The organism is Salininema proteolyticum, assembly GCF_042685645.1.
GTDB lineage: Bacteria > Actinomycetota > Actinomycetes > Mycobacteriales > Micromonosporaceae > Salininema > Salininema proteolyticum.
In genome coordinates this window covers 1,126,719-1,143,271 of record NZ_JBHUNX010000001.1, presented here as the reverse complement: position 1 = coordinate 1,143,271, position 16,553 = coordinate 1,126,719, and the positions used below count along the sequence as shown (strand labels likewise).

Here is a 16,553-nt window from a genome sequence, read left to right as displayed (position 1 = left end):
GCTACCAGGGGCCGTGGAGGCCTCCCTACAGCATCTGGACGGCCAGGTAGAGGTCCACGCGGTCGCGGATCTTGGCCATGTCCCGGCCGGTGAGCTTCTCGATGCGTTCTATGCGGTACCTCAGGGTGTTGACGTGCAGGTGGAGGTGGGAGGCGCAGCGGCTCCAGGAGCCGTTGCCCCGGAGGAACTCGGTGAGGGTCTTGGTCAGTTCGGAGCGGTGGCGGCGATCGTAGGCGAGGACCGGCTCCAGGGTCCGGCGGAGGAAGGCCTGTTTCAACTCGTCGGGCACGACCGACAGGAGCAGCTCGTGGGAGGTCAGCTCACTCTCGTCGGCGACGGTGACGCCGGCGCCGCGCTCCCCGGCCAGGCGGCTGGCGAAAGAGGCCTCGGCCAGGGCTGCGGTGAGCTTGGCCGTGCCGGAGACCGGGCTGGCGATGCCCACCCGGACGGTGTCGTTCATGCCGGCCGACAGGGCGGCGGCCCGGGCGCGGACGGCGCGGTAGAACGCCTCGTACTCGTCGTCCAGCTCGGCGACGGCTACGGTCGTGTCCCCCTTGGTCAGCCACGCGCAGTGCACCGACTGCGAGCCGACGACCTCCTCGACGGCCGAGGCGGCCAGGTCCGGCGAGTCGCAGCGCACTACGCAGACGGTCAGGTGTCCGCCCGGGTCGATGCCCGCGCGGCGGCACGAGGCCTCCAGGACGGACTCGGGGGCCTCCGCTTTGAGGTCGGCGATGAGGTCGAGGTCGGCCTGCGGGCGCTGCCTCGCCTGGCGCGGGCCCCAACCGACGATGGTCGTCAGCTGGTCCATCAGCGAGCGCCGTTCGGGGGTCCAGGCGCGGTGGTCCTCTTCCACGAGGACGAACCACCCGGTGTGGCGGGAGTCCCCGGCGCCGAAGGCGGACAGTATCCGTCCGCTGGAGGAGCGCACCCGCCTCGGCAGGGTTCCTCCCTTGAGGAGTTTGGCGGCTACTTCGACGCTCTCCGCGCCGCCCAGGGGCAGGAAGTTCTCCGTCTCGCTGCCGTGGACGGTGCGGCCGGTCGGGGAGATGACCTGGCACTCGATGCCGGCCTCCTTGGCCACCAGATCGAGCACGGACTCGAGGCTGCGCCCGCCCATGATGACGCGGCGGTAGCGGTCGAGCAGCTCGGCCAGGTCGCCCGAGCGGTCGGCGACGAGGCGGCGGGCCACGAACTCGGTGATGTCCGAGAAGGCGACCGTCGGCTCCACGGCGAAGAGGGGCAGCCCCCATTTGCGGCAGGCCTCGCGGAGGTCCTCGGGGATCGCGCCCCCTTCAGGCCCGCAGGCGCCCAGGGCCGTCGCTCCGGCCTCGGCCAGTTCGGCCACGAACCTCTCGGAGTCGCCCGGCTTCTCGTGCCACAGCAGGCGGGTGAGGACGAGTTCTCCCCCGCTGAGGTAGCGTCCCGGGTGGCCGAGGTCGGTCGGGACCACCCAGCGGATGGAGCGGCCCAGTCGTGCGCGGCCCTCCACCACTGTCATTCCCAGTTCGGGAGCGGCGGTTAGGGAATCCAGTCTCATGACGCACCTCCTCGTGACGTGGTCCACATGCTAACAAGGGGGTCTTCCGGAACCCGGTTCGGCCCCGAGTCCATGAAATCACCGGTTCAGGGGACGACCCATGGAGAATCCTCCGAAGAGAGGGCCCGAAGCGGCGCTCCTATTCGTAGGAATCTACATTGCTGCAAAAAGAAATATCGATTTAACTCGTGGTGAACCGAATGTCGGGGGTCACACTCTCGATCTTCCATTGCCGCAAGACCATGGAGAGCGCCTTCGGGCACCGCGTCGGCTCTCCCGACAACCGACCGGAGATCCTATGACAGCGACCGAGCCGGAACAGAAGACCCGACCGAGGGGCGTCGACCGCTTCTTCGGCCTGACCTCCCGGGGGACGACCGTCCCGCGCGAACTGCGGGCCGGGCTGACGACGTTCATGTCGATGGCCCAGATCATCATCCTCAACCCCCTCATCCTCTCTGGCGCCGCCGACGTCAACGGCGAGTACCTCTCCCACTCCGCACTCACCACCATGACCGCCCTCTCTGCGGGCCTGGCGACCATCGTCATGGGCCTGGTGGGCCGGGTGCCCCTGGCGCTGGCGACGGCCCTGTCCGTCACCGCCGTCCTCACCTACCAGGTCGTGCCCCAGGTGACCTGGGCTCAGGCCATGGGGTTGATCGTCATCGAGGGCCTCATCGTCTTCGTCCTGGCGCTCACCGGGGTCCGGACCAAGATCATGAACGCCATCCCCAAGGACCTCCGCTTCGGCATCACCATGGGGCTGGGGATGTTCCTCTCCCTCATCGGCCTGGTCCACGCCGGGTTCGTGACCCGCCGGCCCGACTCGGCAGGCACCGAGGTGCCCGTCCAGCTGGGGCACGACGGCGTCCTGGGCGGCTGGCCCATCGCCGTGTTCGTCATCGGGTTGATCATCATGATCTCCCTGTTCGTCCGCCACGTCCCGGGCGCCATGGTCATCGCCATCCTCTCCGCCACCGTCGCCGCGATCGTCGGGTCGTCCCTGGCCGAGCCCGAGGAGTGGGGACTGGTGGAGCCCACGGTGCCCTCCAGCGTGACCAGCCTGCCGGACTTCTCGCTCCTCGGTTCCGCCGACCCCATCGGCGCCATCACCGGCATCGGCGTTCTCACCCTGCTGCTGTTGACGTTCACCCTGCTGCTGTCCGGCTTCTTCGACGCCATGGGCGCCATCATGGCCTGCGGCCACGACGCGGGCATGACCGACGAGAACGGGAAGGTGCGCAACCTCCGCCGGCTGCTGTCGGTGGACGGAGCAGCCCACGCCTTCGGCGGCCTCACCTCGTCGGGCGCCAACGCCGTCTACGTCGAGTCGGTGACCGGCGTCCACGACGGGGCGCGCACCGGGCTCGCCAGCCTCATGGCCGGGGGAATGTTCCTCGGGACGATGTTCTTCACCCCCGTGGTGGAGCTCGTCCCGCAGCAGGCCGCCGCCCCCGCCCTGGTGCTGGTCGGTTCGCTCATGATCATGCAGGCCAAGAACATCGACTGGGGCGATTTCGAGATCACCATCCCGACCTTCCTCATCGTCGCCCTCATCCCCTTCACCTACTCGGTGACGGCCGGAGTCTCGGCGGGCGTGATCGCCTACGTCGTCATCAAGGCCGTCAAGGGCAAGTGGCGAGAGCCCGGGCTGTTCCTCTGGGGGCTGTCCGTCGTGTGCGCGCTGTACTTCGTGCTCCCGATGATGGGGGCCTGACACAGTCCCCGGCCTCCGGGCCGGGGCCAACGGACTTCCGCTCGCCGACCAGTGGCCCGGCGCGCGGAGGAGCGGGACCGGCAAGGGGAACAGCCGGTTCCGAGGCAGACCGGGGGCCGCGCTCTCCACAGCGGACCAATTCGGAGGGCGCGGCGCCCGGTCGCGGCCGACTCTCACCGCCCTGACCGTGCCTCCATAGGAAACGCCCGGAGGCGGACTCCCTCCGCCCCGGTCCGGGTGTGCGGTCCGGTCACCGACGGCGAGCTGCGGCGCCCACCGAGACGGTGATCGCTAGACTCGGGCACTATGACCGATCGACCCGCGGCCGCCTATCCCGCCGGCCCCGCCGCCGCCCTGCGCGAACTGGTCGTCACGCTGTCCCTGCTCAACCACCACGTCAGCGCCGACCTCGGAATCCAACCGGTCGACCTGGACTGCCTCGACGTCATCAACCGCAAGGGGCCGCTGCAGCCCAGCCGGCTGGCCGACCTGACCGGCCTGCACCGGGCCACCGTCACCGGCATCCTGTCGCGACTGGAGAAACGCGACCTGATCGTGCGGGAACCCTCCCCGAAGGACCGGCGGTCGGTCACAGTCTCCTTCAACCTCGAGCGCGAATCGGAGATCCTGCGGAAGTACGCCGCCCTGACCGCCGACGTCGACGGGATCCTCGCCTCCTACGGCGAGGGCCAAGTCGCCGCGATCGGCTCGTTCCTGGAGCGTGCGGTCGCCACCGTGCAGCGCTCGGTCTCCGCCGAAACGGACGGCTGAGGCCTCACCAGGCCGCTATCGGGGCCTCCCTCACGGCACGCTTGTCGTCTATCACATCGATCATGAAGCGCGCCAGGTCCTCCCGGCATATGCTGGAGCCGTTCTGAGGGGACGATCCATAGCCGGTGCGGTATTCGCCCCGGGGCGGTTTCCCGACCAGGTTCGGCGGCCGCACAACCGTCCACTCAAGACTGCTATCGGCCACTACGCCCTCCATTTCCGCCAGATCCGCGTAGTGCTCGCGAAGAATCCCCTTGACGATTCGAACGCCGATTCTCATGCCGAACCCGTGCCCCGGGTCGTGCTTCGGGGGTTCAGGGCGGCGCTTCGTCGGGATCGTGAGAAGGGGTGCGGCACTGAGTACTACCAAGCGTTTCACCTCCGCCTCCCCCATCGCGTCCACGATGGCCCGGGTGCCGCGGGCGGCGATGCGGGCTCTGGCCTGATCCTTCGACGTAGCCCCCAGGGCCGAGACCACCGCGTCGACTCCGGAGAAGGCCCCTCCCAGAGACTCCATGTCGGGGTCGGAGAGGTCCACGCGGACCTTCTCCACGCCCTGGGTGATCTTCTCCGGAGTCCTCGCCACGGCGACGACCTCGTGCCCGGCTTCCAGAGCCCTGTCGACGACCTTCCGGCCCGTGGCGCCGGTTGCGGCCACTATCGCGATCTTCACGAAACCTCCTCAAGTAGTATGAGACTCATACTATCAGGGACGTGAACCAACGGCCATGCTGCGACGATCGCAAATCCGCGCAATCCTCGAAATCACGTGACACTCTGTACTCCAACAATTCCGGAGGGCTGATAAATGGTGCTTTGCGGTGAATTGTTATGGGTTTTTAATGGACATGACTGCTGACCCCCGGTAGCCTCTGGGCGGTACCCGAAAAATTTCTGGAGTGATTTCAGTGTCCCAGCGCACCAACCTCAACCGACGCACCGTCATCAAGGCAACCGGAGGAGGGGCGGCGGCACTTGCCCTGGCGACCAGCGGATGTTCCAAAGCGGGACGCGACGAGCTGAGCGAAGATCTGAGCGACACCAAGATCAAGATCGCCTACGGCAACGAGAACCCCTACGCCTACTTCGACCCGGAGCTGGACGATGTCGTAGGCACCGCGGTGTCCGTCCATAACTACATCCTCAAGCAGTTCGGCGCCAAGGAGGAGAACATCGAATGGGTCGACCCGGGTTGGGACGGACTCATTCCCGGTCTCGGAAACGGCCACGACATCGTCATCGCCGGCATGTTCATTAACGAGAAGCGCTGCGCCGCTGCGGCCTTCGCCGATCCTGACTACGTCATGCCCGACCGCCTCATGGTTCCCAAAGGCAACCCCAAGAATCTTAGCGACATTCAGAGCATCGTCGCCCACGAGGATGCTGTCATCGGTGTCATGAACGGCACAACCGAGCAGGACAACGCCAAAGAACTCGGCCTTGCTGACGAACGAATCAACACGCAGTCCGACCTGGCGGCGCTAATCCTTGAACTCAAGGCCGGCCGTTGCGATGCAATCGCGCTTACCGCCATCAACCTGCAGATCGAAGCGGATTCCGAGCCCGATCTCGAGGTGACCGATGCGTTCTATCCGACCACCGCTGATGGAGAAGAGATCATCGGCGCTGGAGCAGCTGTTTTCCACGCCGACGACAAGGATTTCCGCGACAAGTACAACGAGAAGATCGCCGAGCTTCTCTCTGATACTGCTAAGTGGGAAGAGTTGGTGGGTCCGTTCGGTTTCACCGCAGAGGACAACCTCCCAGACGACGGCCAGAACGCCGAGCACTTCTGCCCGGAGAACTACCAGTAGGTTCCCCGAACGTCACGCCGCCCTGCGGCCAACGGCGCTGAGGCAGTGCCTGGCTGAAACGCCCCCGGCCACTACCTCCCCCGACCGATGACGGACAGTCCTTCTATCGAGTACCGCAGTGCAGTTCCGGCACTGCGGTATTCGTGCTGTCCGCAAGTCCTGACCTACGAGGAAATCCAGTCTTGAGAGACGTATTCGAAATTATTCCTAACTACGCGGAACCCCTGCTCGTCACCCTTATAGTGACAGTCGGATCGGCCGCGTTGGCGCTCCTGCTGGCCTTCGGGCTGGGCGCCATGACCCATTCGCCGAAGATCGCCCTCCGGGGCCCGGCCCGCGCCTTTGTCGAGCTGATCCGCGGTTCCTCCGTTGTAGTCCAGCTCTTCTTCTTCTACTATGCGCTCCCAGTCGTCCTGGGCTTTGAGTTCGACCCGCCAATCATCGCCGGAATCGTGGCGCTAGGCATCAACTACGGAGCCTACTCCAGCGAAGTGGTCCGAGGGGCACTTCAAGGTGTCCCCAAGGCACAGCACGAAGCCTGCACGGCCCTCGGCATCCACGGCGTCAAGAAGTTCTTCCGGGTGGTCTTGCCCCAGGCCTGGCCCGAAATGATCCCTTCACTTAGCTCTTTTGCCGTCATGCTGGTCAAGGCAAGTTCGCTGGTCTCCATGATCACCATCGTCGACTTGACGAAGATGGCCCAGGACATCGGCAAGGCCCCCGGACAAGACCGCCTGGTCCAGTTCTCCATCATCCTGGTCGTCTATTTCGTCTTGGCCTGGCTCATCGCGCGAGGGATGCGCTGGCTCGAATACCGTGCGAAGCGCAACGTGGGCATTGACCCAACCCTCCGTCTCGCCGCTGGAAATGGAGGCAAATAATGGATTCCAAGTGGAGTAACGCAGTCGCCGCCGAAGTCTGGCCCTACGTCCTCAAGGGCTTCCTAGTGGTCCTACAGGTCGCCGCTATTGCGGGAATCATCGCCTTCGTACTGGGACTAGCGCTGGCTATCGCGGTCCAGATGCTGCCTAATGCCTGGGCAAAGACCGTCAGCGGAGTCATGACATTCATCCGCAACACACCAATCCTCGTGCAGGCACTGCTGGTATGGACCTTCGTCAGCCTCTACCTGCCACTCAATTGGAGCGCTCTGGGCGTCGGAGCAGTCGTCCTGGGCGTTCACTATGCCTCATACACCATGGAGTCGTTCCGCGCGGGGATCGAGGCAATCCCGAAGGGCCAATGGGAGGCCGCTACGGCTCTGGCGCTCCCCCGCACGCGCACTTGGCTGGCCGTCATCGGACCCCAGATGTTCAAGCGGTCCCTGCCGGCCGTCACCAACTGGCTGGTGGCCATGTTCAAAGAGGTCCCGATCCTCAGCGCCATCGGTGTCGCCGAAATGATCTTCCTGATCAGGGAATACACCACTAACGAATGGACCGGTTTCGTCGAGGGCTACACCCTCGCCGGCCTGCTGTTCCTCGCCGCCTCCTACCCCATTGCGTTCGCCTCGAGAAGACTGGAGATCCGCCTTGAGCAATCACACCGCTAACGACCGCAAGTTCATCGACTTCGACCGCGTCGTCAAGCGCTTCGGTGACCTGACCGTCCTCAACGAGCTGTCGCTCGGCATCGACAAGGGCGAGCGCGTGACGCTGATCGGACCCTCCGGTTCCGGCAAGACGACGATCCTGCGCCTGCTGATGACGCTGGAGCACGTCACTCCGATCAAGCACGCCGAGGAGAACGGCGGCGTCATCTACCTGGACGGGAAGCCGTACAGCCACACCGAGAAGAACGGGAAGCTGCACGTCGCCCACGAGTCCGAGCTGCGCGACCGCCGCAAGAAGGTCGGAATGGTGTTCCAGCAGTTCAACCTGTTCCCGAACATGAACGTGCTGCGCAACGTCACCGAAGCTCCTGTCCACGCCCTCAAGCAGGACAAGGACAAGGCCGCCGAGCGCGCCAAGGAGCTGCTGGACATGGTCGGGCTCTCCGACAAGCTCGACCACTACCCGAGCCAGCTCTCGGGCGGTCAGCAGCAGCGCGTGGCCATCGCCCGCGCGCTCGCGATGGACCCGGAGGTCCTGCTCCTCGACGAGGTGACCTCGGCCCTCGACCCCGAGCTGGTGGCCGACGTCCTGGACGTCCTGCGGGACGTGGCGTCCTCCAGCGACATCACGATGCTGATCGTGACCCACGAGATGTCCTTCGCCAAGGACGTCTCCAACCGGGTCATGATGTTCGACAAGGGCGTCATCGTCGAAGAGGGCGCCCCGGAGCAGATCTTCAACAACCCCCAGGAAGGGCGGACGCAGGACTTCCTGCGCGCCGTCTCCAGCGACTGATCACCGCTCGCAGGCGGCGTCCCACTTCCCGTGGGGCGCCGCCTTTTTCGTGCCCGTGTGACGTCCGTCAACCGGGACAACCTCCGAATCCCGTGTCGATCCGGGCGCGGGTCTTTGTGCGATCAGCCAATTGAAGTTCTCTCGTATTTGGGTTTTCATAGCAGTCGCACAACGGTAAGCAGTGTATGTTCCACCCCGGTTCCCCGGGGTGCCGAATGGGTCCGCGCTAGCGAATATACGGCTTGCCTCGACGAACTCTGACAGCCAGTCGGAGCGCGCCGCGGACCCTTCCAGGCCCGGCCGCGCCGACTCGATCGGAACCGAGAGGTAAAACCATGGCCATCGAACTGGGCTACAACCAATACGGCAAGGCCGAGACCCGCGTGGTGCGGGTCGTCCGCGACACCGACCGCCACGAGATCACGGACCTCAACGTGAGCTCCGCCCTCCGGGGCGACCTCACCGCCGTGCACCTTGATGGCAGCAACGCCAACGTACTCCCCACCGACACCCAGAAGAACACCGTCTTCGCCTTCGCCCGCGACGGCATCTCCTCCCCCGAGGAATTCGGCGTGCGCCTGGCCCGCCACTACGTGGACTCCCAGGAACCCATTCACGGCGCGCACCTCAAGCTGGAGCAGTACACCTGGACCAGGCACGGCGACCACACCTTCAGCCGCGGCGACGGCGGCGAGCACCGCACCGCCGAGATCGACTACGACGGCACCGACGTCAAGGTCACCCAGGGCCTGCGCGACCTGCTGCTGATGAACTCGACCGACTCCGAGTTCACCGGGTACATCGTGGATAAGTACACCACCCTCGCCCCGGCGACCGACCGCATCCTCGCCACGTCGGTCAACGCCGAGTGGAAGGTGTCGGACCTGGACGTGGACTACAACAAGGCGTACGAGACCGCGCGGAACGCGCTCATCGCCGCTTTCCGGGACACGTACTCGCTGTCGCTGCAGCAGACGCTCTACGCCATCGGCGAGCAGATCATCAAGGAGGTCCCGCAGGTCTCCGAGGTGTCGCTGACGCTGCCGAACAAGCACCACTTCCTGGTCGACCTCGCCCCGTTCGGGCTGGAGAACCCCGGCGAGGTCTTCTACGCCGCCGACCGCCCCTACGGCCTGATCGAGGGAACCGTCAAGCGGAATTGAACGCCTTACTCCTTGCACTGACGGGCCGGCCCCAGGCACCGGGGCCGACCCTTTCCGCGCTACTCCGGGGGACTACCCCTCGGCGCGCCTACCTTCACCGCGGTAGACCCGGTTTCGGCGCTCGGATCGACGCGGAACCTCCTCGAGCGCGGGACGATGGAGTCCCATCGCGAAAGGAGCGGAAATGATCAGCATCGAGGTGAACGTACCCGCCGAAAGGCTCGACCGGATGGAGCGCGTCAGGCTGGCAGAGAGCCTGACAGCGCACCGATTGCTGGGGTCGGCGGAGGAGACCGGGGAGATCGGCGCGGACCCCGGGGTTCTCGCCCTCTACGAGTCCCTGACGACCGTGTCGGTCCGCGAACACGATGTCTGGATCGCCGACCGCGTCACGGTGGACCTGACCGTGGGCACGTGGGCCAAGGATATGGCTTCGCACCTGGTCGCCGCGGTGTCCCGGCGACTGGAGGAGGCGGGGTTCGAACAGTCGATCGTCTACGTTCGCGGAATAGCCGAGGGCTGCTACGGCCTCGACGGCGAGATCGTCGGGATCTCCGCCTTCACCGGCATGATCGACCGGGCCAAGGTCAACAGTACCGAGGACGCCCCCGAGGGGAGCTTCATCGACCCGGTGTGCGGCGCCGTCGTTCCCGCCGAGCAGGCCGTCCTGTTGGAACTGGACGGTGAGGTCCACGGTTTCTGCTGCCCGGGGTGCCGCGGCCATTTCGCCAAGAAGCGCAGGAAGACACTCTGACGGGCTAGAACGCGGCGAGCGAGCGCTCTCGCTCCCACAGCCCGTCGAGGACGGGGCCGAGGGCCTCGACCGTCGCGCTCTGGTCGCCGCCGCCGTCGTGCAGCAGCACGATGGAGCCGGGCACTGCCTTCTGGACTACGGCGTCGCGGATGGCTCCGCTGCCGGTGCCGCTGCTCCAGTCGGAGGCTTCGACCGTCCAGTGCAGAGAGTCCATGCCGAGGTCCTCCGCGGCGGCGACGACCGTTTCGGTCCAGCGTCCGCCCGGCTGGCGGAAGTACTCGATCGGGGTGTCCTCGCCGGCGGCGGCCCGGATGGCCTCGTTGGTGCGCTCCAGGTCCTCCCGGATCCGCTCCGGGGGTCTCCAGCCGAGTTCGAAGTCGTGGTCCCAGGAGTGGTTGCACAGGGTGTGCCCCTCGTCGGCCATGCGCTTGACGAGGTCGGGGTGCTCGGCGGCGTTGGAGCCTATGACACAGAACGTGGCGCGGACTCCGTAGTAGGCGAGGATGTCCAGCACTTCGGCGGTCCAGGCGGGGTTCGGGCCGTCGTCGAAGGTCAGGGCGATGTCCTCCGTGCCCGTCACCGAGCGGGATCCGGCGGGCCCATCGAGGGTCTCGGCGTGCGCGGCCTTCTCCCCTATGGGCACGTGCCCGGTGTCGTCGAACATCCTCGGGTTCGCCTCCTCCGGCTCGGCCTCGGCGGCCTCTCGCGGCTCGGCCAGGCGTGCCAGTCCGCCGGCCCCGGCGATGAGGAGGACGGCGGCCAGGACGGCCGGCAGGATGGCTTGCAGTCTCCGCTTCACGGTCTCCGACCCTAGGCGGCGCCGGGAGCTTTCAGGGCGCATCCGCGCGATCCGCCCCCGACGTCCAGGCACTCACTCTTTCGGGGGACAACACGCTCGGCGTGGCGCCACAGTGGAGCGCGATTCAGCGCGGTATCGCGAGCGCGAAATGCGCCGTCTGGAACTCCTCTGCGGACAGGTTCGGGTCGCGTTCGTCGCAGACGAGCTCGCCGTACCTCTCCCAGAAGGGGACGGCGCCGGGGACTCGGGCGTCGGTGTGGAGGTAGACGCCGGTGTAGACGTCCCGGGTGGCGACGAATTCCAGGCATTCGCGGACCAGGGCCCCGGCCATGCCGCGGCGGCGCCATTCGGGCCGGACGTAGACGCGGTAGAGGGTGGCGGTCCGGCCTTCCTCGAAGCGGTCGACGGCCTCGCGGGGGTGCGGCGGGGAGGCGGGCGTCGCCTTGCGTACGCCGGCGGTGCCCACGATTTCGCCCTTCTCGGTCTCGGCGACGAGGAGGCAGTGGTCTTCCGGTTCGAGGTAGTAGGCGGCGGGGTCGATGATGTCGTCGTGCCATCGGGGCAGGTAGCCGTACCCGAAGTCGCGGTAGGCCGTGTCGAGCATTACCGATCGGGCGGCGGGGAGGTCTTCGACCGTGGCCTCGCGTATATAGTAACGACTATCGTTTTCAATAACTGCGGTCTCGGCTGTGCTCGACATGCCCGCTATTATTGCAGACGATTTGCAACAAGCAACAGAGTGCGTTCCGTGTCCGACGTCCGTCACAGACGCCGCCCCGGACACGTGCCCGACCACCCGGCGGGCTCCGCTCAGCCATAGGAAGGCCCGATCCACATGTCCCCCAGCCTCACCCGCAGAACCCTCCTCACCTCCGGCGGAGTCGCCGCCGCCGGAGTGCTCGGCCTGACCGCGTGCGGCGGCGCCGAAGACGGCGAGCTGGTCGTCGCCATGGCCCAGACACCGCTCGCCGGCCTCTCTCCCCTCAGCGACGACGCGTTCCACCTCTCCCGCTGGGCGGTCGTCGAGTCCCTCGTCGGCCTGGACGACCAAGGCGCCCCGGTACCGGCCCTAGCCGAATCGTGGGAACAGCGCGACGACACCACCTGGTCCTTCACACTCCGCGACGGCGTCGTCTTCCACAATGGCGAGAAGCTCACCGCGGAGGCCGCCGCCACCGCCCTCACCGCCGCCTTCGAGGCCACGGCACGGCCCCGCGCCATCTCCGGCCTGGAACTGGCCGCGACCGCCGCCGACGATCGGACCGTCGCGATCACCCTCGACGCACCGGACCCGACCCTGCCCCAACGGCTCTCCAGCCCGCAACTGTCCATCCTCGCCCCGACCGCCTACGAGGGCGACTCGATCGACCCCGTCGGCAACGGCACCGGCCCCTTCGCCATCACCGACGCCTCCCGCGACAGCGCCACCATGAAGCGCTTCGAGGACTACCACGGCGAGGCGGCCGCCCTGCCCGGATTCCGCGCCGACTACGTCCCCGACGCCGCCACCCGCGTGGCGGCCCTCAAGTCCGGCGAGGCCGACGTCATCGAGGCCGTTCCCTACGGGCAGACCGGTTCCCTGCCCGAATCGCAGCGATCCAGCGCGCCGACCGCCCGCACCGTGGGCCTGTACCTCAACACCGCCGGAGGCCCCCTGGCCGACGAGGGCCTGCGGTCCGCCGTCGCCTCGGCGATCGACGCGGAGCCGATCGTCGAGGACATATACGAGGGCCAGGCCGACCGGCCCGCCGGCCTGTTCGGACCCGCGCTGGCCTGGGCCGACGACCACCTCCCCGTCGAACTCCCCCGGGCGGCCGAACCGTCCGGCACCGCCCTCGCCATCGCGACCTACTCCAACCGCGCCGAACTGCCCGAAGTCCTCACCGTCCTGGCCGACCAGCTGACCCGGGCCGGCTTCGACGTGGCCACCGAGGTGCGCGACTACGACGACATAGAGTCCGACATGCTCGCCGGCGAGTTCGACGGGTTCCTCCTGTCCCGCTCGGTCGTCCTGGACTCGGGCGATCCGCAGACCTTCTTCGCCAGCGACTTCACCTCCGGAGGGGACTTCAACATCTCGCGACTGTCCGACTCCGCGATCGACTCGGCCGTGGCGGGCATCGCCCCGCTCGAGGACCTCGGCGAGCGCCACGCCGCGATCCTCGACGTGGAGGCCGAGATCCTGTCGCGGGCGGCCATCGTCCCGGTCGCCCACGAACGCCTCGTCGCGGGGGTCGGCGACCGGGTCTCCCATGTGGCGGCCGACCCCCGCGAGAGAGACCTCGTCACCGGCGCGACAGAGATGGAACAGTGAGCGGCCCCGTCAAATCGGCGCTCGCCCGCGTCGCCGCCTTGGCCGGGATCACCGTCCTCATCGGCGCGATCCCCTGGCTCGCCCACCGCGATCCGGCGCTGACGGTCCTCCGCGCGCTCTACCCCGACCGCGAACCGGACCCCGAGGCCCTGGCCGAGATCCGTGCCGACCTGGGGCTCGACCGCGGCCCGTTGGGCGCGCTCGCGGACTGGCTCGCCGGCCTCCTCCGCGGGGACCTCGGCACGTCATGGGTGACCGGGAGGGCCGTCGGCGAGGACCTGTGGCCCGCGCTGGGAACCTCTCTGGTGCTCATGGGGACCGCGATTCTCGTCGCCCTTGCGATAGCCGCCGCGTTCAGCGTCCGCCCCCTCCGTCGAGCCGCGACCGGGCATGACGCGCCTTCTTCCGGCATCGGGCTGGGGCTGCTGGTCTCGCTGCCCGAGTTCGCCATCGCCGCCCTCGGCGTGGCCGTCTTCGCCTCCTGGCTCGGATGGCTCCCCGCCTACGGCTACGGGTCGGCCGACACCGCGATCCTGCCGGCGTTGGCCCTCGGCATTCCCGCCGGCGGCGTGCTGTCGCGGTTGTGCCGTGACGGCATCGCGCAGGCCGCGGGAGAGGAATGGGTGCGCCAGTGGCGCAGTGAGGGCATTCCGAGCACCGATATCCAGCGGGCGCTGGCCAAACGGGCGCTGCCTCCCCTGGTCCCGCAGGTCGGGGTCATGTCCGTGGCCCTGACCGGCGGCGCCGTGGCCGTCGAGACCGTCTTCGCCGTTCCCGGCCTGGGCCGCGAGGCCCTCCGTGCCGCCGAGGCCCAGGACCTGCCCGCTCTGCAGGCGGCCATGCTGATCCTCGTGCTGCTCGGGTTCGCTCTCGGCGCCGCAGCGCGTCTGGGCGGTGCCCTCTGGGAGGGCAGGGCCGCGCGCGAAGCGCCGGTCGCCGTCGCCGCCGCGAGAGGGCACTCTCCTCGCGCGGCACGCCTCTGGTTCGCCTTCTCCGCGCCCGTCCTCGCGGCGGTGGTGCTGGCCGGCGCCTTCCGCGACCCCGACGCCCTCCATACCGGGCGGAGACTCGCCCCGCCCAGCGCCGAGTTCCCCCTGGGGACCGACCAACTGGGCCGGGACGTCCTGGCCCGCATCGCCCACGGCGCCGCCTGGACCATCGGAGCCGCCCTGATCGCGGCGGTCGCCGTCTTCCTCATCGCCCTGGCGCTGGGTTTCGCTCCCCGCCTCGCCCATCCGCTGGCCGAGTCCCTGAACTCCTTTCCCATGGCGCTGGCCGGCGTCCTCGTCGCCGTCGTCCTCGGCCGGGGCCAGGCCGGCGCCGTCATCGCCGTCGCACTCGTGTCGTGGCCGCCTCTGGCCGTCCACGCCGCGTCCCTCGCCCGCGAGCTCCGCCGGTCCTCCTATATGGAGTCAGTGGTGGCGTTGGGCGCCGGACGGGGGTGGATCGCCTTCCGGCACACCCTCCCCGCACTCGTCGGCCCGCTGTCCGCCCACGCCGCCATGCGGCTGCCCGGAATCGCGCTGGGGATCGCCTCGCTCGGATTCCTCGGCCTGGGCGCCGGTGTCGACTCGCCGGAGTGGGGCACCATGCTGTCCCAGACGCTCCCCTACGTCGACCGAGCGCCCCTGTCCGTCCTGGCGCCCGTCGCCGCGATGGCCGCCTTCACCCTCGCCACGCTGGCGGCGCTCCCGATGGCCCGCCGACTGCCCCGGCCCCGCTTCACGGCCCGGATCCCCACTCCGAGAAAGGAGTCGGCACCCCGATCAAAGCCCGAGTATATATTTACTCCGGAGTAAGTTTCGCGTATTCTGACCGCGGGCAATCCGGTCCCAGAGACGCGACAAGGAGTTCCGCCATGCCAATGATCACCCTCACCACCACCGCGGGGGCCCTGACCGAAAAAGGCCGCCGCACGGTGAAAAAGGACCTTGTTTGGTCCCTCATGCGTTGGGAGGGCGCACCGGACACCGAGTTCTTCCGCTCCCAGTCCTGGTGCCATCTGGTGGAACTGCCGGAAGACGGCCAGTGCACCGCCGAGGACGACGAGCCCCGTTTCCTCGTCGAGGCGACGATCCCCCAGGGCGGCATGTCCGAACGGCGCAAGGGCGGAATCGCCGAAGAGGTCACCGGGATCGTGCTCGAGGCGGCGGGACTCGACGAAGAGCACGCCGGAAGAGTCTGGGTCCTGTTCGACGAGAAACCCGACGGAACCTGGGCCGTGGGCGGGCACCTCTTCCGCTTCTCCGAACTCTTGACCCTGGCCGAGAGCGAACGCGGAGAAACGGACGGCGATTAGCCCGAGGCTGATTCACCCGCCGCCTGCCACACAGGGCGGCCTCCGTCGAGCCGACCGCCGCACGACCGGCAGTCCGCTCCCGAAAACTACGGCACCGACGCGGGACACCGGAGTCCAACAAGGAGGCCTGTTCGCTCGCTCTCTCCGGCGCGCCGTGCCCGACCCCGAGCGGTAGGATCGAGGACACCGCCCGAAACACCGCTCGAAAGGCGACCATGTCCCCGGCACCGTCCCCAGCTTCCAAGGGGCCCTGGCTCCTACTCGGAAGCTTCGCCCTGCTGGCGTTCCTCTTCTCCGGGGCACTGGCCGCAGTCCAGCCCGCCACCGGAATCGACTCCGAGGCGCTCACCCTGCCCCAGTTCGGGCCGGCGCTCGCCGCCCTGACCACCTGGCTGATCTGGCGGGGTCGCGTCGCGGCCCTGCTGCCCGCCGCGGTGTCGCGGAAACAGGTCATCGCCCACACCGTGCTGATGGTCGCCGCCGTCGCCCTCTTCGCCGCCATCGCGACCGCCTTCGCGCTGGCCACGGGTCAAGGAATGGAAGGAGTCGCGGCCGTCGCCGGGACGCCCTTCGTCGCCTTCCTCGCCCTCCAGCTCATCGGCGCCACCGGCGAGGAGATCGGCTGGCGCGGTTTCATGCAGCCGCTGTTGGAGACCAGAATGGGTCGTTTCGCCGCCGCGAGCGCCACCGGCGTCGTCTGGGCCGCCTGGCACATCGACATCTTCACCGCCGGACTCGCCGTCGCCTCGGCGTTCTTCGTCTCCACGGTGGCCTTCGCCGTCCTGCTCGGCTATATGGGAAACGGTTCGTTCTGGCAGCGTGTCGCCACTGCCTCGATCGGGCACTGGCTCATCAACATCGCACTCCACATCGTCGCCGGTGAGCGCGTCAACGAGTCTCCGCAGGTGTACTTCACCGCGCTCGCGGCAGTGGTGACGACCGCCGTCTTCCTGGCCATGTTCGTCCGGGCGCGAGCCGCGAGGCAGCGTGCGCGGGAGCGGGACACAGGTGAAAGTTCCGCCGATTGACGTCCT

16 protein-coding genes are annotated in these 16,553 nt (G+C 67.9%); 12 read left to right on the top strand and 4 right to left on the bottom strand.

The window, feature by feature from the left end; translation table 11 throughout:
- Positions 1-25: 25 nt before the first annotated feature.
- Positions 26-1,540, bottom strand: a complete 1,515-nt coding sequence (locus ACFTE1_RS05405) for a PucR family transcriptional regulator (protein ID WP_380618268.1) — start codon at positions 1,538-1,540, stop codon at positions 26-28.
- A gap of 298 nt (positions 1,541-1,838) precedes the next feature.
- On the opposite strand from ACFTE1_RS05405, the gene ACFTE1_RS05400 reads away from it, so the two are divergent.
- Together ACFTE1_RS05400 and ACFTE1_RS05395 are read left to right on the top strand one after the other, a co-directional pair.
- Positions 1,839-3,257 carry an NCS2 family permease gene (locus ACFTE1_RS05400; RefSeq protein ID WP_380618266.1) on the top strand — a complete coding sequence of 473 codons (1,419 nt, stop codon included), beginning with the start codon at positions 1,839-1,841 and terminating at the stop codon, positions 3,255-3,257.
- A 306-nt stretch (positions 3,258-3,563) separates the two neighbouring features.
- Positions 3,564-4,028 carry a MarR family winged helix-turn-helix transcriptional regulator gene (locus ACFTE1_RS05395; RefSeq protein WP_380618265.1) on the top strand — a complete coding sequence of 155 codons (465 nt, stop codon included), beginning with the start codon at positions 3,564-3,566 and terminating at the stop codon, positions 4,026-4,028.
- A 4-nt stretch (positions 4,029-4,032) separates the two neighbouring features.
- Here the strand turns inward: ACFTE1_RS05395 and ACFTE1_RS05390 are convergent, their stop codons facing one another.
- A complete protein-coding gene (locus ACFTE1_RS05390) occupies positions 4,033-4,701 on the bottom strand; it encodes an NAD(P)-dependent oxidoreductase (RefSeq protein WP_380618264.1) in 669 nt (222 codons plus the stop codon).
- Positions 4,702-4,936: 235 nt separating this feature from the next.
- On the opposite strand from ACFTE1_RS05390, the gene ACFTE1_RS05385 reads away from it, so the two are divergent.
- The 6 genes from ACFTE1_RS05385 to ACFTE1_RS05360 all read left to right on the top strand — a co-directional run bounded on the left by ACFTE1_RS05385 (position 4,937) and on the right by ACFTE1_RS05360 (position 10,107).
- On the top strand, positions 4,937-5,842 hold the full coding sequence (locus ACFTE1_RS05385; RefSeq protein ID WP_380618263.1) for a transporter substrate-binding domain-containing protein: 906 nt from the start codon (positions 4,937-4,939) through the stop codon (positions 5,840-5,842).
- Between the two features lie 182 nt (positions 5,843-6,024).
- The gene (locus ACFTE1_RS05380; protein ID WP_380618262.1) at positions 6,025-6,723 is read left to right on the top strand and encodes an amino acid ABC transporter permease; all 699 of its coding nucleotides are present in this window, start codon (positions 6,025-6,027) and stop codon (positions 6,721-6,723) included.
- Positions 6,723-7,394, top strand: a complete 672-nt coding sequence (locus ACFTE1_RS05375; RefSeq protein WP_380618261.1) for an amino acid ABC transporter permease — start codon at positions 6,723-6,725, stop codon at positions 7,392-7,394. Before ACFTE1_RS05380 ends, ACFTE1_RS05375 begins: the two co-directional genes overlap by 1 nt.
- Positions 7,375-8,190: an ectoine/hydroxyectoine ABC transporter ATP-binding protein EhuA gene (ehuA, locus tag ACFTE1_RS05370; protein WP_380618260.1), complete on the top strand. Its 816-nt coding sequence runs from the start codon at positions 7,375-7,377 to the stop codon at positions 8,188-8,190. Before ACFTE1_RS05375 ends, ehuA begins: the two co-directional genes overlap by 20 nt.
- Before the next feature lie 335 nt (positions 8,191-8,525).
- Positions 8,526-9,353, top strand: coding sequence for a factor-independent urate hydroxylase (pucL, locus tag ACFTE1_RS05365; RefSeq protein ID WP_380618258.1), 828 nt, complete (start codon positions 8,526-8,528; stop codon positions 9,351-9,353).
- A gap of 184 nt (positions 9,354-9,537) precedes the next feature.
- Entirely contained in the window at positions 9,538-10,107 is a 570-nt protein-coding gene (locus ACFTE1_RS05360; RefSeq protein WP_380618257.1) for a hypothetical protein, read from the top strand.
- A 4-nt stretch (positions 10,108-10,111) separates the two neighbouring features.
- On the opposite strand, the gene ACFTE1_RS05355 is transcribed toward ACFTE1_RS05360, so the two are convergent.
- The gene (locus ACFTE1_RS05355) at positions 10,112-10,906 is read right to left on the bottom strand and encodes a polysaccharide deacetylase family protein (protein ID WP_380618255.1); all 795 of its coding nucleotides are present in this window, start codon (positions 10,904-10,906) and stop codon (positions 10,112-10,114) included.
- A 124-nt stretch (positions 10,907-11,030) separates the two neighbouring features.
- The gene (locus tag ACFTE1_RS05350) at positions 11,031-11,606 is read right to left on the bottom strand and encodes a GNAT family N-acetyltransferase (protein ID WP_380618253.1); all 576 of its coding nucleotides are present in this window, start codon (positions 11,604-11,606) and stop codon (positions 11,031-11,033) included.
- A gap of 135 nt (positions 11,607-11,741) precedes the next feature.
- Between ACFTE1_RS05350 and ACFTE1_RS05345 the strand changes: the two genes are divergently transcribed.
- The 4 genes from ACFTE1_RS05345 (at position 11,742) to ACFTE1_RS05330 (ending at position 16,547) form a co-directional block, all read left to right on the top strand.
- Positions 11,742-13,220, top strand: coding sequence for an ABC transporter substrate-binding protein (locus tag ACFTE1_RS05345; RefSeq protein ID WP_380618252.1), 1,479 nt, complete (start codon positions 11,742-11,744; stop codon positions 13,218-13,220).
- Positions 13,217-15,019, top strand: coding sequence for an ABC transporter permease subunit (locus ACFTE1_RS05340; protein ID WP_380618250.1), 1,803 nt, complete (start codon positions 13,217-13,219; stop codon positions 15,017-15,019). The genes ACFTE1_RS05345 and ACFTE1_RS05340 overlap by 4 nt, the downstream gene beginning before the upstream one ends.
- Positions 15,020-15,078: 59 nt before the next feature.
- Positions 15,079-15,519 (top strand): tautomerase family protein, encoded by a 441-nt coding sequence (locus ACFTE1_RS05335; RefSeq protein ID WP_380618249.1) that lies wholly within the window; start codon positions 15,079-15,081, stop codon positions 15,517-15,519.
- A 215-nt stretch (positions 15,520-15,734) separates the two neighbouring features.
- The gene (locus ACFTE1_RS05330; RefSeq protein ID WP_380618248.1) at positions 15,735-16,547 is read left to right on the top strand and encodes a CPBP family intramembrane glutamic endopeptidase; all 813 of its coding nucleotides are present in this window, start codon (positions 15,735-15,737) and stop codon (positions 16,545-16,547) included.
- Positions 16,548-16,553 lie beyond the last annotated feature (6 nt).